General features: G+C 71.4%; 21 protein-coding genes and 1 pseudogene. 14 read left to right on the top strand and 8 right to left on the bottom strand.

Going from position 1 to position 24,008, the window contains the following annotated elements; genetic code table 11:
- Positions 1-219: 219 nt before the first annotated feature.
- Positions 220-609, top strand: a complete 390-nt coding sequence (locus IF11_RS0106055; RefSeq protein ID WP_240627624.1) for a hypothetical protein — start codon at positions 220-222, stop codon at positions 607-609.
- The gene (gene fxsT / locus IF11_RS0106050) at positions 606-2,657 is read left to right on the top strand and encodes an FxSxx-COOH system tetratricopeptide repeat protein (RefSeq protein ID WP_030350385.1); all 2,052 of its coding nucleotides are present in this window, start codon (positions 606-608) and stop codon (positions 2,655-2,657) included. Before IF11_RS0106055 ends, fxsT begins: the two co-directional genes overlap by 4 nt.
- 9 nt (positions 2,658-2,666) lie before the next feature.
- On the opposite strand, the gene IF11_RS0106045 is transcribed toward fxsT, so the two are convergent.
- The 3 genes from IF11_RS0106045 to IF11_RS0106035 form a co-directional block, all read right to left on the bottom strand.
- Positions 2,667-4,103, bottom strand: a complete 1,437-nt coding sequence (locus tag IF11_RS0106045) for a helix-turn-helix domain-containing protein (RefSeq protein ID WP_078490495.1) — start codon at positions 4,101-4,103, stop codon at positions 2,667-2,669.
- Between the two features lie 77 nt (positions 4,104-4,180).
- Positions 4,181-4,972, bottom strand: a complete 792-nt coding sequence (locus IF11_RS0106040; RefSeq protein WP_030350383.1) for an SAM-dependent methyltransferase — start codon at positions 4,970-4,972, stop codon at positions 4,181-4,183.
- A 67-nt stretch (positions 4,973-5,039) separates the two neighbouring features.
- The gene (locus tag IF11_RS0106035; protein ID WP_030350382.1) at positions 5,040-5,891 is read right to left on the bottom strand and encodes a helix-turn-helix domain-containing protein; all 852 of its coding nucleotides are present in this window, start codon (positions 5,889-5,891) and stop codon (positions 5,040-5,042) included.
- A 245-nt stretch (positions 5,892-6,136) separates the two neighbouring features.
- Between IF11_RS0106035 and IF11_RS0106030 the strand changes: the two genes are divergently transcribed.
- The 8 genes from IF11_RS0106030 (at position 6,137) to IF11_RS0105995 (ending at position 14,661) form a co-directional block, all read left to right on the top strand.
- On the top strand, positions 6,137-6,556 hold the full coding sequence (locus IF11_RS0106030) for a hypothetical protein (RefSeq protein WP_030350381.1): 420 nt from the start codon (positions 6,137-6,139) through the stop codon (positions 6,554-6,556).
- A 45-nt stretch (positions 6,557-6,601) separates the two neighbouring features.
- Positions 6,602-7,636 carry an MASE1 domain-containing protein gene (locus IF11_RS0106025; RefSeq protein ID WP_078490494.1) on the top strand — a complete coding sequence of 345 codons (1,035 nt, stop codon included), beginning with the start codon at positions 6,602-6,604 and terminating at the stop codon, positions 7,634-7,636.
- 91 nt (positions 7,637-7,727) lie between these two features.
- Positions 7,728-8,465: a methyltransferase domain-containing protein gene (locus IF11_RS0106020; RefSeq protein WP_106979112.1), complete on the top strand. Its 738-nt coding sequence runs from the start codon at positions 7,728-7,730 to the stop codon at positions 8,463-8,465.
- Positions 8,466-8,913: 448 nt separating this feature from the next.
- Positions 8,914-10,227: a Dyp-type peroxidase gene (locus IF11_RS0106015; RefSeq protein WP_051745552.1), complete on the top strand. Its 1,314-nt coding sequence runs from the start codon at positions 8,914-8,916 to the stop codon at positions 10,225-10,227.
- Between the two features lie 36 nt (positions 10,228-10,263).
- Entirely contained in the window at positions 10,264-11,400 is a 1,137-nt protein-coding gene (locus IF11_RS36405; RefSeq protein ID WP_051745550.1) for a YVTN family beta-propeller repeat protein, read from the top strand.
- A 50-nt stretch (positions 11,401-11,450) separates the two neighbouring features.
- The gene (locus IF11_RS0106005; RefSeq protein ID WP_244888225.1) at positions 11,451-12,080 is read left to right on the top strand and encodes an aminoglycoside phosphotransferase family protein; all 630 of its coding nucleotides are present in this window, start codon (positions 11,451-11,453) and stop codon (positions 12,078-12,080) included.
- 42 nt (positions 12,081-12,122) lie between these two features.
- A complete protein-coding gene (locus IF11_RS0106000; protein WP_240627622.1) occupies positions 12,123-13,091 on the top strand; it encodes an aminoglycoside phosphotransferase family protein in 969 nt (322 codons plus the stop codon).
- 115 nt (positions 13,092-13,206) lie between these two features.
- Entirely contained in the window at positions 13,207-14,661 is a 1,455-nt protein-coding gene (locus tag IF11_RS0105995) for an MFS transporter (protein WP_030350374.1), read from the top strand.
- Between the two features lie 50 nt (positions 14,662-14,711).
- Here IF11_RS0105995 and ligD read toward each other — a convergent pair whose 3' ends face one another.
- Positions 14,712-15,719 carry a non-homologous end-joining DNA ligase gene (gene ligD, locus IF11_RS0105990; protein WP_030350373.1) on the bottom strand — a complete coding sequence of 336 codons (1,008 nt, stop codon included), beginning with the start codon at positions 15,717-15,719 and terminating at the stop codon, positions 14,712-14,714.
- A gap of 11 nt (positions 15,720-15,730) precedes the next feature.
- Positions 15,731-15,925 (bottom strand): annotated as a pseudogene (locus tag IF11_RS0105985) (DNA polymerase ligase N-terminal domain-containing protein); the annotation flags it as partial.
- A gap of 255 nt (positions 15,926-16,180) precedes the next feature.
- On the opposite strand from IF11_RS0105985, the gene IF11_RS0105980 reads away from it, so the two are divergent.
- The 4 genes from IF11_RS0105980 to IF11_RS0105965 all read left to right on the top strand — a co-directional run bounded on the left by IF11_RS0105980 (position 16,181) and on the right by IF11_RS0105965 (position 20,808).
- The gene (locus IF11_RS0105980; RefSeq protein ID WP_030350371.1) at positions 16,181-17,545 is read left to right on the top strand and encodes a phosphoribosyltransferase family protein; all 1,365 of its coding nucleotides are present in this window, start codon (positions 16,181-16,183) and stop codon (positions 17,543-17,545) included.
- A 9-nt stretch (positions 17,546-17,554) separates the two neighbouring features.
- The gene (locus tag IF11_RS37680; RefSeq protein WP_030350370.1) at positions 17,555-18,178 is read left to right on the top strand and encodes an Rv1733c family protein; all 624 of its coding nucleotides are present in this window, start codon (positions 17,555-17,557) and stop codon (positions 18,176-18,178) included.
- A gap of 77 nt (positions 18,179-18,255) precedes the next feature.
- A complete protein-coding gene (locus IF11_RS0105970) occupies positions 18,256-18,999 on the top strand; it encodes a helix-turn-helix domain-containing protein (RefSeq protein WP_078490493.1) in 744 nt (247 codons plus the stop codon).
- 75 nt (positions 19,000-19,074) lie between these two features.
- A complete protein-coding gene (locus IF11_RS0105965; RefSeq protein WP_030350368.1) occupies positions 19,075-20,808 on the top strand; it encodes a sensor histidine kinase in 1,734 nt (577 codons plus the stop codon).
- 10 nt (positions 20,809-20,818) lie between these two features.
- On the opposite strand, the gene IF11_RS0105960 is transcribed toward IF11_RS0105965, so the two are convergent.
- The 3 genes from IF11_RS0105960 to IF11_RS0105950 all read right to left on the bottom strand — a co-directional run bounded on the left by IF11_RS0105960 (position 20,819) and on the right by IF11_RS0105950 (position 23,956).
- The gene (locus IF11_RS0105960) at positions 20,819-21,532 is read right to left on the bottom strand and encodes a response regulator (protein WP_037727111.1); all 714 of its coding nucleotides are present in this window, start codon (positions 21,530-21,532) and stop codon (positions 20,819-20,821) included.
- Between the two features lie 190 nt (positions 21,533-21,722).
- Positions 21,723-23,222 (bottom strand): sensor histidine kinase, encoded by a 1,500-nt coding sequence (locus IF11_RS0105955; RefSeq protein ID WP_051745546.1) that lies wholly within the window; start codon positions 23,220-23,222, stop codon positions 21,723-21,725.
- A complete protein-coding gene (locus tag IF11_RS0105950) occupies positions 23,222-23,956 on the bottom strand; it encodes a response regulator transcription factor (RefSeq protein WP_030350365.1) in 735 nt (244 codons plus the stop codon). The genes IF11_RS0105955 and IF11_RS0105950 overlap by 1 nt, the downstream gene beginning before the upstream one ends.
- Positions 23,957-24,008 lie beyond the last annotated feature (52 nt).

Here is a 24,008-nt window from a genome sequence, read left to right as displayed (position 1 = left end):
GCGCGGAGCGCCGCCCGCTCGTCGGCGGCTGAGGGCCGCGAGCCGCTCGCCGACCGGGGGAAGGGGAATCGGTGAGTTCCTCGCTGCCAACTCCCTTGCCCCGGAGGATATTCCGACGGGTGATCGACCCGATACTTCCTGGTGGACGGCGGGTCGCTTCCGTACTATGACCGGGGTGTCCGACGATGTGCGAGGGGGAGCGTTGTGGATGCTCTGGCCGTGGCCACCGAGGTAACGCCGTACATCACGGCGGCGGTTACCGCCTACGGTACGGCCGTGCTGACCAGGACCACCGACACGGCCGCTGATGCGACGGTGTCGCTGGGACGCCGGATCGTGCAGCGTCTGTGGCATCGTGAGGAGAGCCGCGAGGCCATCGAGGGCGCGGTCTCCAATCTGGCCGAGGTGCCGGACGACGAGGACTTCCAGGCTCTGCTGCGCGCGCACATCAAGCGGGCTCTGCTCGACGACCCCGCCCTTGCCACGGAGATCGCCCGCCTTCTTCCCGCTGCCGGTGTGTCCTTCACCGCCTCCGGTGCGGGGGCCGTGGCGGTGCGGAACAACTCCGGGATCATCAGCACGGGCAGCGGGGCTGACATCCAGCGATGACCGAGACGCCCGGTGTCGCGGCCTCCGGGGCCCGCGCGGCAGCGGCGGCCACCAACTACGGCATCATCAGCACCGGCGACGGCGCCACGATCGACAGTCGTACGGTGCATCTGCCCGCGGAGGCGTTCACGGCGCCGGCCGAGGTGGTGGCGGCCGGGGGACTGACCAACCTCCCCGCGCCCCACAGCCCTGTCTTCGTCGGTCGCCGGGCGGACATGGCCGAACTCTCCGCGGCGATGAGCGACGGACCCCCGACGACGCCGGCCGTCGTGCACGGCCTGGGCGGCATGGGCAAGAGCACGCTCGCCCTCCACTTCGCCCATCACCACCGTTCCCGCTACAACCCCATCTGGTGGATCCCGGCGGAGACACCCAGCAGCATCACCCACGCACTCGCCGATCTCGCCGCGCGGCTCAACCCCTACGCGCACCTCACCACCGGCAACAGCGCCGAGGGCGCGGCCTGGGCGCTCAACTGGCTCCAGACACACGAGGGCTGGCTGCTGGTCTTCGACAACGCCGAGTCACCCGGCGACCTGGAATCCGTCATCGGCCCGCTCACCACCGGGCGGCATCTGATCACCAGCCGCCGTTCGACCGGCTGGCACCGGCTCGCGAAGCCACTGGCTCTGCGTACGCTGCCCTCCGAGGCAGCGGTGGACATGCTCACACGCATTATCGAGGCGGACGACATCGAGGAATCAGACGCATCCTCCGCAGCCGTACTGGAGCGGATCGCCGCCGAACTGGGCCATCTGCCACTGGCCATGGAGCAGGCCGCCGCCTACATGCAGTACACCGCCCTCACCCCGGAGGCGTATCTCGAACGTCTACGCCGGTACCCCGCCCGGATGTTCGCCGCCTCGGCGCCCACCGGAGCGGTGGGAGAGAGCGACAACCACCGTACGATCGCCCGCATTTGGCAGCTCTCCCTACGGGCCATCACCGCGGAGGCACCCCTCGCGGGCGAGATCCTGCGTACCTTCGCCTGGTTCTCCTCCGAACCGGTTCCGCGGGATGTGGCCCACGCTCTGCACGCGGACCCCATCATGGTCGACGAAGCCCTCGCGCTGCTGCACACGTACAGCATGATCACGCTCACCCGGCGGACGTTCACCATTCACCGCCTGGTGCGGACCGTCACCCGCACCCCGGACCCGGCCGACCCCCACCGCGCGGCCGACGCGATCGTCCGCGCTCAACAGCAGGCCGAGCAGGTGCTGCGGCGCTCACTCCCCGACGACCCGCTTTCCAACGTGGCGGGCTGGGCCCGCTGGCGGAGCTTGCTGCCGCACATCCACGCGCTGACCGACCTGATCAGCCCCGAGCAGGACACCGAGGACACGGCCGCCATCTGCCTCCCGACCTCGGTCTTCCTCCAGCGCGAGGGCCACTTCGACCTGGCCGTCGGCTACGCCGAGCGGGCCGTGACCGCCTTCGGCGAGCTCCGGGGCCCCGACGATCCCATCACCTTCGCCGCCCGCAGCTTTCTCGCCAGCGCCCTCCGCGCCGCCGGCGACCTGGAGCGGGCCGTACCCCTGCATCTGCGCAACCTCGCCGACTGCGAGCGCGTCCTGGGCCCGGACCACCCGGACACCCTGGTGGCCCGTAGCAACCTCGCCTATCTGCACGCCCTGAAGGGCGACGTACGCGACGCCCTCGAACTGCACCGACGCAACCTCGCCGACTACGCACGCACGCTCGGCCCCGACCACCCGCACACCCTCAACGCGCGGGCCAATCTGGCGAGTTCATATCGGTCGGCCGGTGATCTGGCGCGGGCCGTCGAGCTGCACGATCAGTCATTGACAGATCACGAACGGGTCCTTGGCCCTACTCATCCCGAGACCCTCACTGCCCGCAGCAACCTCGCCTACGCCCTGCAACTGGCAGGTGAGTTCGACCGCGCCGGCGCACTCCACGAGCGCGTCCTCGCCGACCGAGAGCGTGTTTTCGGACCCAGCCATCCCCACACTGAACTCGCCCGCCGGCTGCTCACGGGAGCACAGGAGGCCCAGCAGGCACGTTCCGGTCCGGGGGCGGACTGACGGCCGTCCTCACAGAGCCCCCGACCGTTGGTACGTACGGCCTCCCCGGCGTGGCAGCGCGCCGGGGGAGTCGTCCGAGTCGGCAAGGGTCTCCAGCGCCAGACAGAGGTCGGCGCGGACGGTGGCGGACGACAGGTCCACGTCCAGCAGTCGGCCGATCTCCTCCAGCCACCGCCGGAGCGTCGTACGGTGCAGCCCGAGTTCCTCGGCGGCCGGGGCGACGCTGCCGAGATGGTTGAGCCAGACGCGCAGGGCGATCCGTTGTGGTGTGTCGAGCGGTTCGGTCAGCGCGGTGGCCCAGCGGCGCGCCTGCGCGGCATCAACGAGTTCGGTGGGGAGCACGGCGGCCGGGTCCGCGTCGGCGGACCCGGCGGACTCCACCGGCCCGGCGGCCGGGGCACGCAGTGCGAGGGAGAGCCGTGCCAGGGCGAGAGGTGTGTCCAGGCCTCCCAGCCGCTCGCCGGCCGTCCGCAGCCGTGAGCGCGCGGTGCCGCGGGAGATTCCCAGCATCTGGGCCGTGGCCCCGACCGATCCGGTGCGCAGCCATCCTTCCAGCGCCTGGCGCTGAGGCGGTGCGAGGGGGCCCAGCAGGGACGATGCCCATGTGGCGAGCCGGTCGGGCGGGATGATCCGCAGCAGCGCACGGTCGCCGAGCCCGGCCGCGGGGACCAGCCGGCGGCCCACCGCCGCCCCGGCGCGTGCCTGCCCGGCCTCGGTGAAGGCCGCGGCGAGCATGTCGAGCGGCGCGGGGTCCGCGACCCCGCCGAGCAGCCCGTGCCGCTCCGCCGAGCGGGCGATCAGCCGGAGGACTCGTCCGTCGTCCCGGGTGGCGTCATGGAGAGCCACGACGACGAGTTCACCGTCCAGGAGGGTGATGAGCGTAGGCGCGCCCTGCCGGGTACCGGTGGGCAGCAGCGCGCGCCACACCGCCTGGTACGCGGCCTGCGGATCCGCGCCGCCGGAGAGCCGGTAGACGGTGGCGTGCGAGGTCGGGCCGCCGATGACCTCTGCCGCGAGCCCGGTCTCCCCCCGCAGCAGCAGGCGCGTCACCACGGCGTGCAGCCGCATCTCCGCGCTCGTGAGCTCTTCGGCGCGGCGGGCACGTACTTCCAGCAGTCCCGCCGTGGTCCGGGTCACCAGCTCGACCCGGCGGGCGGAGACATCCGGGCCGGCGTGGACCACGAGCGCCGCTCCCACCACCTGCCGCACCGTCGTGTCGGAGCCGCCGTCGGAGTCCCCGGACCGCGCCGCCGCGCCGCCGGCTCCTGCCGCCGCGCTGGTACCCGCCGCGGCCGCGCGGTCGGGGGAGCTGTAGACGGCGCCCGTGGTCGGGTCCACCAGGACCGCCCATCCGGAGACCGCTGCGGCGGTCTCCGCGATCAGCGCGGCGCCCGAGCGCGCCGCCGCCTCGATCAGCCGGCGGGTCACCAGCCCGTCATGGTCCATCCGTAAAGCTTCGGCGAGACGCGGGCGGCGCGCATGCCGACGGGGGCCCCGGGCCGTGGTCAGCCGTGGTCAGGTGGTCAGGGGATACGGGCGACGCCTCCCCAGCCGCCCCGCTCCGCGACCGAGGTGGTGGTGGCGTCGGGGTGCCAGTGCGGCCAGGACACCACCCCCGGTTCGACCAGCTCCAGCCCGTCGAAGAACCTCGCGATCTGCTCGGACGTGCGGAGGATGTACGGGACGGCCCCGGACGCGTTGTACGTCTCCTGCGCCGCCGCGTGTCCCTCGTCCGCCGCCGCCGCGTGGCTCAGGGCCAGACAGCTGCCGGACGGCAGCCGGTCCACGAGCCGCTTCACCAGAGCGAGGGCCTCGTCGAAATCGACGATATGGCCGAGCACGTCCGAGATGACCAGCGCGACCGGCCGCGACATGTCGAGGGTCTCCGCCGCGCCGTCGAGCACCGCGTCCGTGTCGCGCATGTCCGCCTCGATATAGGCGGTGGCGCCCTCGGCGGTGGAGGTGAGCAGCGCGTGCACATGCAGCAGGACCAGCGGGTCGTGGTCCACGTAGACGACGCGCGCGCCGGGGGCGATGCGCTGAGCGACCTCGTGCGTGTTGTTCACGGTCGGCAGCCCGGCGCCGAGATCGAGGAACTGCGTCATCCCCGCCTCCGCCGCGAGATAGGTGACGGAGCGCCGCAGGAAGCCGCGCGACTCCCGCGCGAACGTCTCGATCAGGGGAAAGACCTCGCGGTAGGCGTCCCCGGCCTCCTGGTCGGCCGCGAAATGATCCTTGCCGCCCAGCCAGTAGTTCCAGATGCGCGCGGAGTGCGGAACGGAGGTGTCGATACGACGCGGAGTCTCATCCGGCACGGTAGATCCCTTCGGTCACTGGTCAGGTACGGGAGCGGTCAGGTACAGGGACGGTCGGGCGAGGCGTTCAGGTAAGGGGCACGGGGTACGGAAGCGGGGTCGACGGATGCGGAGCGGCGGCGCACGCCTGGTCGATGAGCGTCCGGTACGCCGTCACGGTCTCGGTGTCGCTCCAGACGTCGGCCGGTCCGACAGGGCTCTCCCGGACCACATGGTCCGGAATCTCGGGCACATCCACCCGGTACAGGGTCAGACCGGCCACGCCGGTCAGCGGATGCGGTGGATCGGTCAGCCGTGCGACCTGAAGGATGACGTCCGGGCGGGCGGCGTCCTCACGCAGCGCGGCGAGTTGCTCCTCCATGATGTTCCCGTCGCCCACGCGCGTACGCAGCGCCGCCTCCGTCATCAGCGACCAGATCCGCGTCCCCCGCTCCGTCAACCGGGCCCGGCGCTCGGTCAGCGACTCGACGCGTCTGGCGCGGTCGGCCGGTGAACGGCCCGTGCCGAGGGCGTCCTCCACCGCCAGGGCGTACGCGGGCGTACGCAGCAGCGGAGGCACCAGGGCCGGGTGCCAGACACGGACCATGCGGGCCGCGGATTCCACGTTCATCAGGTCGAGGGCCCAGGGGTCCATCACGTCACGCCACGGATGCCACCAGCCCGGCAGATTGGCGGTGGCCAGTTCGCTGAGGAACTGCCTGATCTCCTCCTGGCCGGCCCCGTAACGCTCCAGCAGCGTCCGGACCTGGCCCGCGTCGAGCGCCGTCTCGGCCCGTTCGATTCTCATGACCGTCGTACGGTGCGCGCCCAGCGCGGCCGCCGCCTGGGTCAGCGACAGACCGGCGCCCACGCGCAGCGCCAGGAGCCGGGCGGCCAGGACCGCGTGGTGCACCGTGGGGCCGGACCTCGGTCTCATGATCTGCCCCCTCTCCGGGGTGCTCCTGGACCCTGCGGGTGTGCGACACCGTGCGCACCTTGCTCACCGTGCACATTCCGCACGTTGCATATCGGGCACGGTGCTCCGACAGTGATGAGTATGTCCCCATCTGCCCCAGTCGCATCCTCTCCCCTCTCCCCCCTGCCCGTACCGCGGCCGGTCCTGGGCCACCCTCACCGCGGACGACCGCTGATCCCCCTCCCCTGAATCCCCGACAGGAGCCACCCGTGTCCGCTCTGTCTCGCTCTGTATCCGGTGCCGGTGCGAGTTTCCCCGGCCCCGCCCATGCCGTCGACCCCGCCCGCGCCACCTGCCGCCCCGCCCGTACCCCCGCTTCCGGCGCGGCCCGGCTGTCCATCACCGTCACCGAGACCCGCCGGCTCGTGATCGAGGACCCGGGACTGCTGATGCACCGCGCGTGGCAGATTGCCCGGAGCGATCCCGAGGCCGCGGCGGAACTGGGCTACGGAGAGCCGTACATCATGGACGAGAGGCAGGCGTTCACGCTGGTGCTCGCGGACTGCGGCGGCGCCGAACTGGGCGAGCGCGCCGAGCAGCTGGGCCTGCGCGTCGTATCCGCCGCCACGGTGGCGACCTGCACCGACTCGGGCAGCCTCGTCTACGAGGACGAGCAGATCTTCGAATAGAGCCGACCCGACGAGGGTGACGTCTGCGCTCCGACGGTGCGTGTCATGGCCGGAGCGGACGACGGGCATTGTCTGATGGCTGTTGTGGCGTGCAGCGAGAAGATCCGGGGTCTGTCCGTGGCTTTTCTCCGGATCCTCGGCGTCGCCGTCGCCTACTACGCGGGCGCGCGCATCGGCACGATGGAGGGCGTGGTGCGGGTCCAGGGCGCGGACGTCTCACCGCTCTGGCCGTCCACCGGCATCGCCGTGACCTGTCTGTTCCTGATGGGCGCCGGGATCTGGCCGGGGATCACGCTGGGCGCCCTCTTCCATCTCGTGACGCTCGATCCGTTGACTGCCGTCTCGCCCGGGGTCCTGGCGGGCTGCACCCTCGCACCGCTCTGCTCCTATCTGCTGCTGCGGCGGGTGGGCTTCCGTATCGAGCTGGACCGGCTGCGGGACGGGGTGGCGCTGGTGTTCCTGGGCGCCCTGGCCGGGATGCTGATCAGCGCGACGGTGGGTACGGGCATGCTGGTGATCAACGGCAAGCTCCCGGTGGGATTCTGGCCCACCTGGCTGGCGTGGTGGGCGGGCGACGCCATGGGGGTGCTGCTGGTCACGCCCTTCCTGCTGCTCGTCTGCCGTATCAGGCTTCCCCTGCGGACCGACCGCTGGGTGGAGGGGACGGCCGTGGTGGTGGCCGCCGTCGTCATCACCCCGCTGGCCATCCAGATGTCCCTCACCCTGATTTTCCTGTTCTTCCCGGTACTGATCTGGGCGGCGCTGCGCTTCCAGCTCGCCGGGAGCGCGCCGTACGCGCTGTTCGTCTCCGTCATGGCGATCCTGGAGGCGTCCAAGAGCGATGGCGCCTTCGCCCACCACAGCCTCACGGAGCGGCTGGTCAGCCTTCAGGTGCTCAACGGGTCCGTGGCACTGACCTCGTTGCTGGTGGCGGCGGTCGTCACCGAGCAGAAGAACATCCGGCTGAAGATCGAGCAGGCGTGCGATGCGCTGGCGGAGGTGGTGGAGCGGCTGGCGCCGGCGGAGATGGCGAGATTCAGGCCGCTGGAGGGAGCGGAGGGAGAGGAGGAGCGCGGATGACCGAATCGGCCCCCCGCGCGCCGGGCCGGAGTGTTTGACTCTTCCCATGCCCACGACTCTTGGTGTGTCCCGACCTGACCAGGCTGCCTACATGTTGCGAACCGCGGCCGACGGCGCGGGCCGTGCGTACAAGCGGGAGCTGATCGATCTGCTGGACGTACGACCGGGCCAGACCGCGCTGGACGTGGGATGCGGACCGGGCACCGATCTGCCGGCGCTGGCGGAGCGCGTCGGCCCGAGTGGGGCGGTGCTCGGCGTTGACCGTGACCCGGCGATGCTCGCCGAGGCCCGGCGGCGTACGGACGCCCTCCCCATGGTCGAGATCCGCGAGGGCGACGCCATCGCCCTCCCCGTCGAACCGGGCACAGTGGACCGGGCCAAGATCGACCGGGTCCTGATGCATGTCGCCGAGCCCGCCGAGGTCCTGGCCCAACTCCATCTGGTCACCCGGCCGGGCGCGCTGATCGGCCTGGTCGAACCCGACTGGGACACCCTGGTCGTCGACGCGGAGGATCTCGACACGAGCCGCGCCTTCACGCGCTACACCACCGCGCACGCGGTCCGGAACGCGACGATCGGCCGCAGCCTCGCCCGCCTCGCGGTACGGGCGGGTTTCACCGTGGAGACCGTGCTCGCCACGACCCCGGTCTTCCGTGACTTCCAGGACGCCGATCACACACTGGGGCTGGGCCGCAATACGCAGCGGGCGATCAAGGACGGCCACATCGACGCGACGCGCGGCCACCGCTGGTTCGCCGGCCTCTCCGAGGGACCGTTCTTCGCTTCCTTCACCCTGATCAGCGTGGTCTGCCGAAAGCCTGAGCGATGATCAGGCGGCGGGGACATGCGGTGAGCCGTTGTTGACGGTGCCGGTGGTCATGGTCCAGTTCCAGGACGGTCCGGAGGGCGGCGCCAGGTCGGATCGAACGGGGTCCGGCGGAACCACCCAACGGCCCAGGACACACTGCTCGATGGCGGGGGAGTGGGCGGTCGGGTACGTTCGGCGCAGAGGGTGAACCGAAAACGGGGCATACCCGGCACTCGGTCATCGGTCATGGGTCATGGGTCATCGGCCATCGGTGTGCTGTGTGCGGTGTGCTGTCAGCGCGCGGTCAGTGTGCGCGGTCAGTGGTCACTGAAGGCGCCGGCGTCACGTTCCGACGCGGTTCCCACCTCGAAACCACCCACCGCGCACGGAGTTCGGACCTGTGCCGACGCCGTCGCACGGACACGGCAGGCGCCCCCACGCCGGCGGTCTCGTTCCAGGAGGGAAGCGCATGACCGACAACACACCGCCCGGCCCGGAAGGCGGGCCGTTCGGCGGGGAGTGTCCGGCGGGCCTCTTCGCGCGGCGCTCGTTCCTGCGGACCACCGTCGCGGCCGGCCTCGCCGGAACGGCGAGCGTCAGCCTGCTGGACGGTGCCACGGCTCCGGCCCATGGAGCCGGGCTCGACGCCGGGAAGGCGGCGGAGCGCGCCAAGCCGATTCCGTTCCACGGCGAGCACCAGGCCGGTATCGCCACCCTCCCGCAGCGGGACGCGACCTTCGTGTCGTTCGACGTGACCGCGTCCGGCCGTGAGGCGCTCACCGATCTCTTCCGTACGCTCACCACGCGGGCCCGCTTCCTCACCCAGGGCGGCACACCGCCGAAGACATCGCCGGACGCACCGCCGTCCGACACCGGCATCCTGGGCCCCGAGGTCGTACCGGACGATCTCACCGTCACCCTGGCCCTCGGCGCGAGCTTCTTCGACGACCGCTTCGGACTGGCCGCGCGCAAGCCCGTACAACTCGTCACCATGACGCCCTTCGCCCACGACGACCTCGATCCCGCGCTCTCCCAGGGCGATCTGATGCTCCAGGTGTGCGCCACCAACCGCGACACCACGGTGTACGCGCTGCTCGACCTCCTCGCCCACACGAGCGGCGCGATGAAACCGCGCTGGCGCATCGACGGCACGCGCAATCCGCCGCGCCCCGTCGGCGTCCCGCGCGACTGGTTCGGCTTCAAGGACGGGATCTCCAACCCGGACGTCACCAACGCCACGCAGCTGAACCAGGAGGTCTGGGTACAGCCGCGCACCGACGAGCCGGCGTGGGCCGCGGGCGGCACCTATCAGGTGCTGCGCATCGTCCACTTCCGTATCGAGAAGTGGCAGCAGGTGCCCCTCGCCGAGCAGGAGCGGATCTTCGGCCGCCGCAAGGTCAGCGGCGCTCCCATGTACGCCCAGGACCCCAACGCCTCGGACCTGTTCGATCCCATCTACACCAACGATCCGCAGGGTCTGATCACCCCGCTGGACAGCCATGTCCGCCTGGCCAATCCCCAGACTCCGGAGACCGCGGCGACCAGCACCATTCTGCGGCGCAGCTACGACTACGACCGCAGCCCGGACGTGCGCGGCGGACTCGACCTGGGGCACGCGTTCTGCTGCTTCCAGCGCGAACTCAACACCTACATCGCCATGCAGACCCGTCTGGAGGGTGAGGCGCTGGTGCCCTACATCAGCCCACGAGGCGGGGGTTACTTCTTCGCCGTCCCCGGCGTGCGGGACGACAAGGACTACTACGCCCGTGAACTGCTCGCCTGACCCCCGACCTCTGAGCCCAGAAACCCTGGAGGCGCCATGCGTTCCGCCCGCCACACCCGAGCCCATCCCGTCGGCCGGACGTATATCGGCCGGCCGTACATGAGGGTGCTCCGGCCGGTCCTGGGCGCGGGCGCAGCGCTCCTGTTGATGTCCTGTTCCCCGGCCGGGACGGCGGCACACAGCCCGGCCGCGGCTGCCTCCGCCACCGGACAACCGGACGCCGGGCACCACGTGTACGTGACCAACCAACTCGACAACACCGTTTCCGTGATCGACGCCAGCACCCACAAGGTCGTGGCGACCGTGCCGGCCGGGACCGGACCCGAAGGCATCGCCGTCACCCCGGACGGCAGGCGCGCCTATGTCGCCGGCAGCGAATCGGCCAAGGTCTCGGCGCTCGACACCCGGACCAAGAAGATCGTCGCGACCGTCCCCGTCGGGAAGAAGCCCACCGGTGTCGCGCTGAGCCCGGACGGCTCCACCCTCTACGTCACCAACGGGGGCTCCAACAACGTCTCCGTACTGGACACCCGGACCAACCGCGTGACGGCGACCGTCCCGGTCGGAGTCTCCCCGGTGGCCGTGACCGTCAGCCACGACGGCGGGACGGCCTATGTCGCCAACTCCGGTTCGGCCAGCGTCTCCCGTATCGACACCCGTACCCACCGGGCCGTCGGGACCCTCCCGGCGGGCCGCTCACCCGTGGGTGTCGCCGTCACGCCGGACGGTCAGTTCGTCTATGTCGCCAATGAGACGACGGCCCGCGTCTCGGTCATCTCGACCCGCACCGGCAAGGTCACGGCCACCGTGCCGGTCGGCGAGGGAGTCTTCGGCGTGACCCTCGCACCGGACGGAAAGAAGGCGTACGTCGCTGTCCTCGGCCCGGGCAACGTCAAGGTCATCGACACCGGCAGCCACCGTGTCACGGGCACCGTCAATGTGGGCCCGCCAGGAACGGACCCGTTCAACATCGCGGTGACCTCGCACGCGGTCTATGTGACGGACCAGGGAGCGGGCACGCTCACGGTGATCGATCCCAAGACCCTCAAGGTCACGGCCACCCTGGCGCTCGGCAACAGTCCGTACGGCGTGGCGGTGGCCTCGTCCGGCTCCGCGACCGGCGCCGGGCCCGAGGCCGGCTCCGTCTCCCTGACCCGGACCGGCGGCCGGTAGCGGCAGCCGGGGCCGCATCGGCGAACGGCCCTGGCATAACCTCGATGTCGGTGAGAGGCATCGGCATCGGCATCCCTGACGCGCTGGCCGCGTCCGACAGCGAGCGGAGCGACGCGTCCGGCCGCGCCTGGATCGCCGCGCTGCCCGGACTGGTCGCGGACTCCCTGGACCGCTGGACGCTACGGCCCGACGGCCCCGCCGGACAGGGCATGGCCGGGCTCGTACTGCCGGTGACCCGTGCGGACGGCACGCCCGCCGCGCTGAAACTCCAGCCGGTCAGCGAGGACAACGCCCATGCGGCGACCGGCCTGCGCGTGTGGAACGGCGACGGCGTGGTCCGCCTGTTCGACCATGTCCCCGACACCGGCGCCATGCTGCTGGAACGGCTGGACGCGACCCGGCCGCTGTCGTCGATGGCCGATGACACCGCCGCCATGCGCGTGCTGGCCGATCTGCCGGCGCGGCTGGTCGCGGTCCCCGCCCTCCGGGCGGACGGCGCTGTGTGTCAGACAGGGCCTCGGCCGCGTACTGCAGAACGCGTTGGGGGACATCGAGGACGGCGAAACCGCGCTGGAACCGGCCCAGGTCGCCATCGCCACCACCCTGCTGCGCCACCGGGCGAACAGCCGGTGGCCCGTCCGACCCCGGGCCCTCCCCGGCGCCATCGGCCGCCCCAGTAGGCTCAGTCCATGCCAACCAACCACACATCCTGGGGTACACCTGTGCCTCTTCCCTCTCATACCGGCAGCCGGCGCATTCCCTGGGAGAGCCTGCCCCGACCGGTGAAGGCCGGGATCGAGAACGTACTCCAGGGCACGGTCACCGCGGCCACCAGCCAGCAGGGCGGATTCTCCGACGGCCTCGCGGTCCGGCTGGAACTGTCCGACGGCCGAAGGGCGTTCGCCAAGGCCGTCGATACGGTCGCCGCGACCGCCGTGGGCGCGTTCCACCGCAGGGAGGGCGCGGTGGCGGCCGCGCTGCCGCCCGGGGTGTCCGTGCCGCGGCTCCTGGGCACCTACGACGACGGCGAATGGGTGGCGCTCGTCTTCGAGGACATCGACGGAACGCTTCCCGCGCAGCCGTGGCGCGAGAGCGAACTGGAGCGGGTCCTCGACGCCCTCACCGGTCTGGCCGAACGGCTCACCCCGGCGCCCCGTCTGCCCGTGGTCCTCCCGGCGCCACGACTGGGCGGCTGGGAACGGCTGACGAACCATCCCCGCGCGCTGGCGAAACTGGCCGAGATCGCGCCCCGGGCCGCCCGCGAACTGGACATGCATCTGTCGCTGGAGGCGCGGCTCGGTGAGGCGACCGCGGGAGACACCCTCACACATGGCGACCTGTACCCGTTCAATGTCCTGCTCACCGACGACCGTGTCGTCGTCGTGGACTGGCCGCACGCCTGGATCGGGCCGGCACACGCCGACGTGGTGATGCTGCTCGGCAGCGTGGCGCTCTCCGGGATCAATCCGGAACCGTACGCGGCACGCCATCCGTTGCTGACCGGCGTCGACCCCGAGGCGGTGGACGTGCTCATCTCCGCGCAGGCGGGGTTTCTTCTCGCCGCGGCCTGTTCCATGGACTCCACGGGGGACCCGCGGCTGGAGGGCATGATGACCGGACTCGGACTGGCGTCCCTGCGCTGGCTGTCCGCCCGCGGAGAGAACCGGCGCGGAGAGAACCGGCGCGGATAGAACCGGCGCGACGGGGACAGCCGTCGGATAGTGGTTCAGTGCGACCAGTGGCCGAGCGCGACGTACGCGACGGTACGTACGGGTGCACGGACGTACGCGACGGCGGGAGGAATCGATGACGCCGCCTGCCGCATCGGAGCCGGGCACCCTCACCACGGCCGTACCGGCACGGCTCGACCGGCTGCCCTGGTCGCGCTGGCACTGGTTGATCGTCGTCGGTCTCGGCACGGTCTGGATTCTCGACGGCCTCGAAGTCACGATCGTCGGCAATATCGCCGGGCGTCTGTCCGAGCCGGGCAGCGGTCTGGCGATTACATCGGCGCAGGTCACGGGCGTATCCGCCGCTCTGTACGTGGCGGGCGCGTGCGCGGGCGCGCTGTTCTTCGGCCGGCTCACCGACCGCTACGGCCGCAAGAGGCTGTTCATGGTGACCCTCGCGGTCTACCTCGGCGCGACCGCGATGACCGCGCTGTCCTTCGACGTCTGGTGGTTCTTCGTCTTCCGCTTCCTCACCGGATTCGGTATCGGCGGCGAGTACGCGGCCATCAACTCGGCCATCGACGAGCTGATCCCGTCCGCGTACCGGGGACGTGTCGACCTGATCATCAACGGCAGCTACTGGCTGGGCGCCGTGGGCGGTTCACTGCTCTCCATTCTCATGCTGAACACCGAACTCTTCCCCGAGAACCTGGGGTGGCGCCTCGCCTTCGGGCTCGGCTTCGTCCTCGGCCTGGTCATCCTCCTCGTACGACGGCACGTACCGGAGAGCCCCCGCTGGCAGCTCATCCACGGGTACGGCGAGGAGGCGGAGAAGCTGGTCGATTCCGTCGAACGGAGCATCGAGGCGGAGAAACACGGGAAACTCCCGCCGCCCGCCGGTGAGATCACGATCCATGAGCGCAAGAGCATCGGCTTCGGCCTCATCGCCAGGACGGTCTTCCGCCGGTACCCCAAGCGGGCGGTGCTGAGCCTGTCGCTCTTCATCGGGCAGGCGTTCCTCTACAACGCGATCACCTTCGGGTTCGGCGCGATCCTGACGACGTTCTTCGGCGTCGGGACCGGACACACGGGCTACTACTTCGCGGTCATCGCCGCCGGCAACTTCGTCGGCCCGCTGCTGCTCGGCAGGCTCTTCGACACCGTCGGCCGCCGGATCATGATCTCCGGCACCTATCTGCTGTCGGGCGTTCTGCTCTTCGCCACCGCCTGGCTCTTCGACCGCGGCTCCCTGACGGCCACGACACTCACCGCGTGCTGGTGCGTGGTGCTCTTCTTCGCGTCGGCGGGCGCCAGCAGCGCGTATCTCACGGTCTCCGAGATCTTCCCGATGGAGACTCGCGCCATGGCGATCGCGTTCTTCTACGCGCTCGGGACGGCGGCGGGTGGCATCAGCGGCCCGCTGGTTTTCGCGGACCTCACGGCGTCCGGGGTGGTCGGGGACACGGCGCTCGCCTTCCGGATCGGCGCCGGACTCATGTGCGCGGCGGGACTGGTGGCGGCGTTCCTCGCGGTACGGGCCGAGGGCCGGTCGCTGGAGGACATCGCGACGCCCCTGTCGACGGTGAAGTGACCGGGGGCGTGAGGGGCGAGGCGGACAGGGCGCATGCGTGTCGTCACCGGTCAGGCGGCTCGTTCCCGTACCACCTCGGCCGGATCCTTGTCGTCGCGCACTCCGCGGAACCGGGGGTGGCGCAGCAGCCCGTCCCGCGTCCATTCCGTGAACTCGATCTCGGCGACGAGCCGGGGGCGCGCCCAGTGCGGGGCGCGTTCACGGACCGGGGTGGCGAACGGCGAGTGTTCCAGGGCCAGTTCATCGAGCCGGTGGCGCAGATCCCGCAGGGTTCGCTGGTCGTACCCCGTACCGGCCTTGCCCGCGTAGCGCAGCTGACCGCCCTCGTAGTACCCGAGGAGCAGCGCCCCGAAGCCGATACGCGAGCCGGACGGTTCCGTGAAGCCGCCGATGACGAACTCCTGCGCGCGCAGGCATTTGAGCTTCAGCCAGTCGGGGGACCGTCGGGGCTGGTAGCGGCCGGCGGCCCGTTTGGCGATCAGCCCCTCCCAGCCGCGAGCGCACGCCTCGTCCAGCAACTCCTGCCCGCCGTGGTTGCGGTGTGTGATGAACCGCAGCGGGGGCCGGTGGACCAGGGCTCTGCGGAGCAGGGATTTACGTGAGCGCAGGGGGAGCGCGGTCACATCGGTGCCGTCGAGCCGCAGGAGATCGAAGAGACAGTAGGTGACGGCGACGCCGGTGGCACGGGCCCGACGGGCGTCGGAGATCCCCAGCCGCCTCTGGAGCAGGGCGAAGTCGGTACGGCCGTCCGCGAAGGCGACGATCTCGCCGTCCACGGTGAAGTCGGCGCGATCCTGCGCGGCGAGGGCGTCCACGATCTCCGGGTAGGTGCTGTTCAGCCGTACGCCATTGCGCGACAGCAGGCGTACGCCGCGCGCGTCCCGCACCGCGAGTACCCGGACCCCGTCGAGCTTGCGCTCGAAGATCCACGCGTCGTCGAACTCCCGGCGGTCGCTCAGGGTGGCGAGCATCGGCCGGGACGCCAGCTCGACGCCCGGCCGCGCGTCGGTCAGCCGCCGGCGTTCCGCGGCCGGCAGCGTCTCCAGGAGGCCGGTCATCACCGCTCGCCTCCGGTCGGCTCCGACCACGATTTCAGTACGCCGTCCACTTCGAGCCGGAAGTCGAAGTGGGTGGTGCTCGCGTCATGGATCTGGACGACGAACGACGGCTCGTCCCCGGGGCGGTCGCCCTCACCGGAAGGTTCGTCCGTGCGGTCGAAGTGCCGCTTGTCGCGGTAGCGCGCCAACCGGTCCGCGTCATCCACGTCGTCCATGTCATCCATGGCGTCCTGCTTCCATGACGGCTTCGCTCCGGCAGGTCTCCAGGCCCTGCCCGCCGCGCGCGCCCCTGAGTCCGAGCATCGGGGAGCGGTTCCCCATCGGCAACCGCGCTCACGCCCCGGCGAGGCGCCCGTACCGGGGGATAGGGCCGGACGGCACCCGCATGGGTCTCTTGGCCCCTGTCGGGGTGGATGGTCCGCGTGGTGCGGTGGAAGCGGGCTTCGGGAGAGGAGGCGGGCATGCGTTTCGCCGACCGAACGACCGCCGGGATACAGCTCGCCGGGGAAGTGGCGCGGCTGCACCTCGACGACCCTGTGGTGCTGGGGCTGCCGCGTGGCGGGATCCCCGTGGCGTACCAGGTCGCGCGGGTGCTCGATGCGCCGCTCGACGTCATCGCCGTCCGCAAGCTCGGAGTGCCCTCCAGGCCCGAGCTCGGGTTCGGCGCCATCGGCGAGGGCGGGGTCCGCATCCTGAACGACGATGTGGTCCGGGCCGCCCGGCTCGGGCCGCGCGAGCGCGGCGCGGTGGAGCTGACCGAGCGGACCGCGCTGGACGGGCGCCTTCGTGCCTACCGCGCGGAGCGACCGCCCACCGCGCTCACCGGGCGCACGGTGGTGATCGTCGACGACGGCATCGCCACCGGATCCACCGCGTCCGCCGCCTGCGAGGTGGCGCGGGCACGCGGTGCGGCCCGGGTGGTGCTCGCCGTGCCCGTGGCTCCGCCCGGAGCGGTGGCGGAACTGAGCGGGGAGGCCGACGAGGTGGTGTGCCTGTACTCGCCGGACTACTTCGGTTCGGTCGGCCAGTGGTACACGGACTTCTCCCAGACCAGCGACGCCGAGGTGGTCGAGCTGCTCAATGACCGCCTGGCCCCTTCCGGGGGCGCCACGAGGAGCGCCATGGCGGGTACGGAGGCCGGAGGCGGCCGCACGGATGACGTTCAGCCCGTCGGAGCGACCGTCGAGCGGGAAGTCGAGATGACCATCGACGACCGCGGGCTGCCCGGAAATCTGACACTGCCGGACGGCGCGCCGGGCGTGGTGGTCTTCGCCCATGGCAGCGGCAGCAGCCGGCACAGCCCCCGTAACCGGTCCGTGGCCGAGCGGCTCAACCGGGCGGGCCTCGGCACCCTGCTGTTCGACCTGCTCACCCCCGAGGAGGAACGCGACAGGGCCAATGTCTTCGACATCCCGCTGCTGGCCCGGCGGCTCACCCTGGTCACCGCATGGCTGGGAGCCGAACACGCCCTGCCGGTCTGCTACTTCGGTGCCAGTACGGGCGCGGCGGCCGCGCTCCTGTCCGCCGCCGAGCCGCACGCGGACATCAAGGCCGTGGTCTGCCGCGGCGGCCGTCCCGACCTGGCCGGAGACGCGCTCGCCGACGTACGGGCACCCACCCTGCTCATCGTGGGCGGCGCCGATACGCAGGTGCTCGACCTGAACCGCCGGGCCGCCGAGCGTATGCACTGCGAGCACCGTCTCGACGTGGTGCCCGGGGCGACCCATCTCTTCGAGGAGCCGGGCGCTCTCGAAGCCGTGGCGGATCTGGCCCGTGCATGGCTCACGGAACATCTGTCCCCGAGTGCGCAGCGTGCGCGGCATTGAGGCCGGACCATGCGGACGCCGGATCCACGGAACCCCAGGAACCACCGGAAGCGCGGGCCGGGACACGCGCGAGCCGCCAGGAAGCACAATCCGCTGCGCCGGCCGGCCGACCGGCTGCGGGTTCTCGTCAACGTGCTCCTGATCGTCGTACTGATCATCGGCCTGCCGCTCGCGGGATGGGCGGCGGGCAGCTTCACCTATGACCATTACCAAGGGATCACACACTCCCAGAACGTGGGGAAGCACCAGGTCACGGCCCATCTGACCGCGAACGCGCGCCATGTCGTACCGGGCGCCGTCCCGGGAGGCGCGGTGGGCAGCGCGCCGGTCACCTGGACCGACGCGAGCGGGACACACACCGGCAGGACCGTCGTCGTCGAGGGCCAGAAGAAGGGGTCGTCCATCCGGATCTGGGTGGACCGGTCGGACCGGATCACCCTGCCCCCGGAGAACTCGTCCGTGGGCGTCATCACGGGAGTGACCGCCGGGATCGTGGCCGCGAGCACGGCGGCCGTACTCGTGAGCGGCGCGCGGGTGGGGTTCCACCGGTCGCTCGACCGCCGGCTCGACGCGCAGTGGGAGAAGGAATGGGCCCAGGTCGAGCCCAAGTGGTCGCACCGGAGCGAGCGTTGAGACGCCGGCGCGCAGAGCCCCCGGTGCCCACAGGCCGGGGCGTACGAGGAACACCACCGACCCGCGGGAGAGCCGCCATGACGGACAGGACCACCGGCAGGACGAGGGACACGACGCCGGACAGGGCACCGGACAACGGTTTCCGGCCCGGGAACCCGGCCCCGCACCGCGCGGACCTGGGCCGGCGGGTCTTGGCACGGCGGCAGGAACTGGGGCTGACGCGCGAGGACGTGGCCGTACGGGCGGGCTCGGCACCCGGCTACATCCAGTATCTGGAGGAGCACTCGGCGTCGCCGGGAATCGGTTTCCTGCTGCGCCTCGCCGACGCGCTGGAGACCACCGTCACGGAGCTGACCGGCGCCACGACGGATCTCCCGCCCGGAATCGGCGCGGCCGGATACCACCCCGAGCTGATCACGCTGAGCACCGAGGAGTCCCGGACGCTGCTGTCCACCCACGGGGTGGGGAGAGTAGCGGTGAAGCGGGACGGCGAGCCCGCGATCTTTCCGGTGAACTACACGGTCGACGGTGATCTGGTGGCGTACAGGACCGCTCCGGACGCCGGGCCGGCGGCGGCCGCAGGCCATGAGGTCGCCTTCGAGGCGGACCATATCGACGAGGCGTTCAGCCAGGGCTGGAGCGTTCTCGTCGTCGGCCCGGCACAGTCGGTCACCGACCCCGAGCGGGTGCGGCGGCTGGAGGAACTGGCGCACACCACCGCCTGGGCCGGCGGCGACCGCGGCCTGTGGATCGTCATCACCCCCACGCAGGTCACCGGGCGCCGGATCCAGGTGCGCCACGGCCACCGGCCTTCCGTCTGAGCCATCCTTCCCCGCAGCGCTTACGGTGGAAGTGCGGCTGGTCAGCGGTCCGAGCCCGGCCGCGACGGAGGGACCGTGGGCGACGACGGGAACAGATGGGGCGAGGGTGCCCCCAGACGGCTGGACGTCCTCCCGGAGGAGTTGCAGGCACAGCTCGACGCTGTCCGGCACGGGACGCCGCAATCGATGCAGAGCCTGCTCGAAGCCGTGCTCTCGGTCGGGCGTGAGCTGGATCTGTCACAGGTGCTGCGGCACATCGTGGAGGCCGCGGTGGTGCTCGTGGACGCGGAGTACGGCGCGCTCGGCGTCATCGGCGAGGGGATGACGCTCTCCCGCTTCCTGCCCGTCGGCCTCACACCGGACGAGATGGACGCCATCGGCCGGCTGCCCGAGGGCCATGGAATCCTCGGCGAGCTCATCCGTCACCCCGAGTCCCTGAGGCTCTCGGAGATCTCGGACCATCCCGAGTCGTACGGGTTTCCGGCCAGCCATCCGCCCATGCACTCGTTCCTCGGCGTGCCGATCAGAGTGCGGGACACCGTGTTCGGCAACCTCTATCTCACCGAGAAGAGGGGCGGCAAGGACTTCGACGACGAGGACGAGACCGTCCTGTCCACCCTCGCCATGGCCGCCGGGGTCGCCATCGAGAACGCGCGGCTGTACGAGAAGGCCCGGGACCGGCAGCGCTGGCTGGAGGCCAACGCGGAGATCGTCGCCAGTCTGCTGTCCGGGGCGGACGAGACACAGGTACTCCCGCTGATCGTCGGTCACGCGCGCCGTATCCTCTCCGTCGATCTGGGGGCGCTGGCGCTGCCCGACGAGGGCGGGGACGTCCTGCGGATCGCGTTCGCCACCGGAGTCGACGCCGACGCGCACAACGGACTGGTGCTGCCCCGGAAGGGCTCGTTCGTGGGAGCCGCTCTGCACGCCGGGAAGCCACTGATCAGCCTCGACGTCGAGACCGATCCGAGGATCACCGCGGGCCCCCCGCGGTGGGACGGTCTGGGGCCCGCCGTAGCGGTGCCGATGGTCGCCCGCGACGATGTGCGCGGCGTACTGCTGCTGGCCCGCCTCCGCGGGAAGGCCCCGTTCACCGAGGCCGAGACGGCACCGCTGCTGGCCTTCGCCGGACAGGCGGCGCTCGCCATGGAACTCGCCGGGCGACGGCGCTCCGCCGAACAGCTCACCCTGCTGGAGGATCGTGACCGGATCGCCCGTGATCTGCACGATCTGGCCATTCAGCGGCTCTTCGCCACCGGCATGACCCTGCAGAGCACCCTGCGGTTCGTGGACCATCCGGCGGCGCGCGAGCGGCTGCTGCGCGCCGTGGACGATCTCGACGAGACCATCAAGATCATCCGCTCGACGATCTTCGGTCTCCGCGCCCATGACACGGGACGTACCCGGCAGGGGCTGCGGGTCCGCGCCACCGTGGCGGTCGAACAGGCCGTACGCTCCCTCGGCTTCACGCCGTCGCTGCGCATGGAGGGGCTCATCGACACGGATGTGCCGTCGGCGGTCGCCGACCACGTCGTCGCCGTCCTGGGCGAGGCGCTGAGCAATGTCGCACGTCACGCGCGCGCCACGGGCGCGGAGGTGTCCCTCGTCGTCCGCGATCACCGGCTGACCCTGACCGTCTCGGACAACGGGGTCGGTATCGCGCCGGACAGTCCCCGGAGCGGCCTGGACAACCTCGCCGGGAGAGCGGAGACCCTGGGCGGCCGGATGACGGTCGAAGCCACTGGTCGTGGCACGGGTGGCCGTGGCGGTACGCGCCTCGTATGGACCGTGCCCGTCGACCCCTGCTGAGCGGGGCGGCTCAGTGGCTCATGCGGCCGTGGCCCGGACCGGCGGAGTGCGGGGCGGCCTGGGTGGCGAGGACGGCGGCCTGGATACGCCGTTCGACACCGAGCTTGGCCAGCAGCCGCGAGATATGGTTCTTGACCGTCTTCTCGGAGAGATAGAGCCGCTCGCCGATCTGCCGGTTGGTCAGCCCCTCGCCGATCAGCCCGAGGATCTCGCGCTCGCGAGGGGACAGCCCGGACAGCGCGTCGGGCTCCCGCCGCTCCTCCTCGGCGTCCTCACCGCGCAGACTGCTCATCAGCCGGGCCGTCGTGGCCGGGTCGAGCATGGACCGGCCCGAGGCGACCGTACGCACGGCGTCCACCAGATCCGACCCCTTGATCTCCTTCAGCACATAGCCCGCCGCCCCGGCCATGATCGCGTCGAGCAGCGCGTCGTCGTCATCGAACGACGTGAGCATCAGACAGGCCAGACCGGGCATCCGCGACCGCAGCTCCCGGCAGACCGTGATCCCGTCACCGTCCGGCAGCCGTACGTCGAGAACGGCGACGTCCGGCCGGAGCGCCGGGCCCCTGGCCAGGGCGTGATCGATCGAGCCCGCGTCGCCGACCACCTCGATATCCGGCTCCGCGTCGAGCAGATCCTGCACCCCGCGCCGGACGACCTCGTGATCGTCGAGCAGGAACACCCGGATCGGCTTGCCAGCCGAGAAGTCCCGTGCCTCGTCCATGCCCATCCTCCGCGCCGTCGTGGGGCCCGCGTCCCCTCCATCGTGGCGCCACTCCTCCATCGTGGCGCGGGCTCCGGTGGGCGTACCAGGGCCGAACGGGGCCCGCGCATGGGCCGTCCAGGTCCCTCGGGGCTCGCTCCCCGGCCCCGACCGGCCCCGGACGCGTGAGTCCGGGCATCGCGCCCGCCCGTCAGGCGCCGGCGTCACGGTCTTCCGGGTCGCGGTCTTCTTCGGGGAGCGACGCGGGGAGCGCCATGGTGAACACGGTGCGTCCGGGGGCGCTCTCCACGCCGACCGTGCCGCCGTGCGCGGAGACCACCGCGTACACGATGGCGAGCCCCAGCCCCGTGCTGCCCGCCGCCCGCGAGCGGCTGATGTCCGCGCGGACGAAACGGCCGAAGATCTCTTGCTGGAGCTCTTCGGGGATGCCGGGGCCGTCGTCCGCCACGCTCAGCCGGATGCCGTCCTCGTCGGCCGCCAGCCGTACGGTGACCCGCGTACCGGCCGGCGTGTGCGAGCGGGCGTTGGCGAGGAGGTTGCCGACGGCCTGGTGCAGACGGTGCTCGTCGCCCGTCATGGTCACGGCCTCCTCCGGCAGATCGAGCAGCCACCGGTGGCCGGGTCCCGCGGCCCGCGCGTCGTCCGTGGCATCGAGCACCAGCCGCGTGAGGTCCACGGGCCCGCGGTCCAGGGCCCGGCCGGCGTCGATACGGGCCAGCAGCAGCAGATCGTCCACCAGACGGCTCATACGCTCCGACTCGGACTGGATACGGTCCAGCGCCCGCCGGACCTCGCCCGGTACGGGGCCCGTGTGCCGGAGCGCGAGCTCCACGTGCCCCCGGATGTTGGCCACGGGCGTACGCAGTTCATGGCTGGCGTCCGCGGCGAAGTGGCGCAGACGTTCCTCACTGGCCTGCCGTCGCTCCAGGGCGTTGCCGACATGGCCGAGCATGCGGTTGAGCGCGGTTCCGACCTGGCCCACCTCCGTGCGCGGGTCCGTGACCGGCACCGGGTCCGGCATGGCGACCTCACCGCTGGCCAGGGGGCGCTCGGCCACGTTCGCCGCGGTGCTCGTCACCCGGCGCAGCGGGCGCAGCGACAGCCGTACCCACAGCGCCGCCAGGGTTCCGGTGACGATCAGGGCCGCGCCGAAGACCGCCGACTCCACCCACTCCAGCCGGTGCACGACCTCCTCGACGGGGCGCAGCGGCAGTCCGGTGATCAGCACATCGCCGTCGTCGCCCTTGACGGCGGCGAGCCGGTAGGCCCCCAGCGCGGACAGCCGGAGCGTATGACCCTCCCCGTCGACGGGGAGCGCGGCGAGCGCCCGCCGGTCGTCCGCGGTGAGCCGTACCTTCGAGTCGCCCTCGGCCCTGACGACGGCCGCCTGCGTGGTCGTACCCCGCAGCAGCCGGGCTCCGAATGTGCCCTTGGACTGGCCGCGGGTGTCGGGGCGGTTGTCGCCGTCCGGAGTGGCCTCGTGTTCCAGACTCGCCGCGAACTTCCCCTCGGAGGCGGAAAGCTGCTGGTCGATACGGCGGACGAGGAAGCCTTCGAGCGCGAAGGCCGTGGTGACTCCCACCATCAGGCAGGCGAGGGCGAGGAGCACGACGAGCCCGGCGGTCAGCTGGCCGCGCAGGGTGCGTGGCCACAGGGAGCGCGGCGAATGGCCACGCGGCGGAGCCGCCATCAGGACTCCGGCTTGAGTACGTAGCCCACGCCGCGCACGGTATGGATCATCCCGGGGCGCCCCGCGTCGATCTTCTTGCGCAGATAGCTGATGTACAGCTCGACGACATGCGCGCGGCCACCGAAGTCGTAGGACCAGACCCGGTCGAGGATCTGCGCCTTCGACAGCACCCTGCGGGGGTTGCGCATCAGGAACCTGAGCAGTTCGAACTCCGTACGGGACAGCTCGACGAGATCACCGCCACGCGTGACCTCCCTGGCCTCCTCGTCCATCACCAGATCTCCGACGACCAGCAGCCGGTCACCGTCCGTCTCGCGCGCCATGCCGGCCCGCCGCAGCAGCCCGCGCAGCCGGGCCAGCACCTCCTCCAGGCTGAAGGGCTTGGTCACGTAGTCGTCGCCGCCCGCGCTGATCCCGGCGATCCGGTCCTCGACGGAGTCGCGCGCGGTCAGGAACAGCACACACACGTGCTCCAGTTCCGCGCGCAGCCCGCGCAGCACCCCCAGACCGTCCGTGTCGGGCAGCATCCAATCCAGGATGACGGCGTGCGGACGGAACGCGCGGGCGGTGGCGACGGCCGACGCGCCGTCGGACGCGGTGCGCACCTCCCAGCCCTCGGCCGACAGCACGCCGGAGAGGACCTCGGTGAGATCCGGCTCGTCATCGACGACGAGGACCCGCACCGGGCCGCCGTCACTGCCGTACAGACGGGGCGGGGGGCTGTGATTGTCCATGGTCCGTACAGCATCCCCCGCGACCCGGGGCGTGTGGTTCAGGGCTCGCTCT

The sequence above is a fragment of the Streptomyces scopuliridis RB72 genome, assembly GCF_000718095.1.
Lineage (GTDB): Bacteria > Actinomycetota > Actinomycetes > Streptomycetales > Streptomycetaceae > Streptomyces > Streptomyces scopuliridis.
Note: the sequence above shows the minus strand (reverse complement) of the source record. Positions and strands in the feature narration are given on the sequence as shown.

Coding starts and splice junctions, on each gene's coding strand:
- fxsT (WP_030350385.1), top strand. CDS start 606: ATGACCGAGACGCCCGGTGTCGCGGCCTCCGGGGCCCGCGCGGCAGCG.
- IF11_RS0106045 (WP_078490495.1), bottom strand. CDS start 4,103: ATGGACCATGACGGGCTGGTGACCCGCCGGCTGATCGAGGCGGCGGCG.
- IF11_RS0106025 (WP_078490494.1), top strand. CDS start 6,602: ATGGCCGGAGCGGACGACGGGCATTGTCTGATGGCTGTTGTGGCGTGC.
- IF11_RS0106020 (WP_106979112.1), top strand. CDS start 7,728: ATGTTGCGAACCGCGGCCGACGGCGCGGGCCGTGCGTACAAGCGGGAG.
- IF11_RS0106015 (WP_051745552.1), top strand. CDS start 8,914: ATGACCGACAACACACCGCCCGGCCCGGAAGGCGGGCCGTTCGGCGGG.
- IF11_RS36405 (WP_051745550.1), top strand. CDS start 10,264: ATGCGTTCCGCCCGCCACACCCGAGCCCATCCCGTCGGCCGGACGTAT.
- IF11_RS0105995 (WP_030350374.1), top strand. CDS start 13,207: ATGACGCCGCCTGCCGCATCGGAGCCGGGCACCCTCACCACGGCCGTA.
- ligD (WP_030350373.1), bottom strand. CDS start 15,719: ATGACCGGCCTCCTGGAGACGCTGCCGGCCGCGGAACGCCGGCGGCTG.
- IF11_RS0105980 (WP_030350371.1), top strand. CDS start 16,181: ATGCGTTTCGCCGACCGAACGACCGCCGGGATACAGCTCGCCGGGGAA.
- IF11_RS37680 (WP_030350370.1), top strand. CDS start 17,555: ATGCGGACGCCGGATCCACGGAACCCCAGGAACCACCGGAAGCGCGGG.
- IF11_RS0105970 (WP_078490493.1), top strand. CDS start 18,256: ATGACGGACAGGACCACCGGCAGGACGAGGGACACGACGCCGGACAGG.
- IF11_RS0105960 (WP_037727111.1), bottom strand. CDS start 21,532: ATGGACGAGGCACGGGACTTCTCGGCTGGCAAGCCGATCCGGGTGTTC.
- IF11_RS0105955 (WP_051745546.1), bottom strand. CDS start 23,222: ATGGCGGCTCCGCCGCGTGGCCATTCGCCGCGCTCCCTGTGGCCACGC.
- IF11_RS0105950 (WP_030350365.1), bottom strand. CDS start 23,956: ATGGACAATCACAGCCCCCCGCCCCGTCTGTACGGCAGTGACGGCGGC.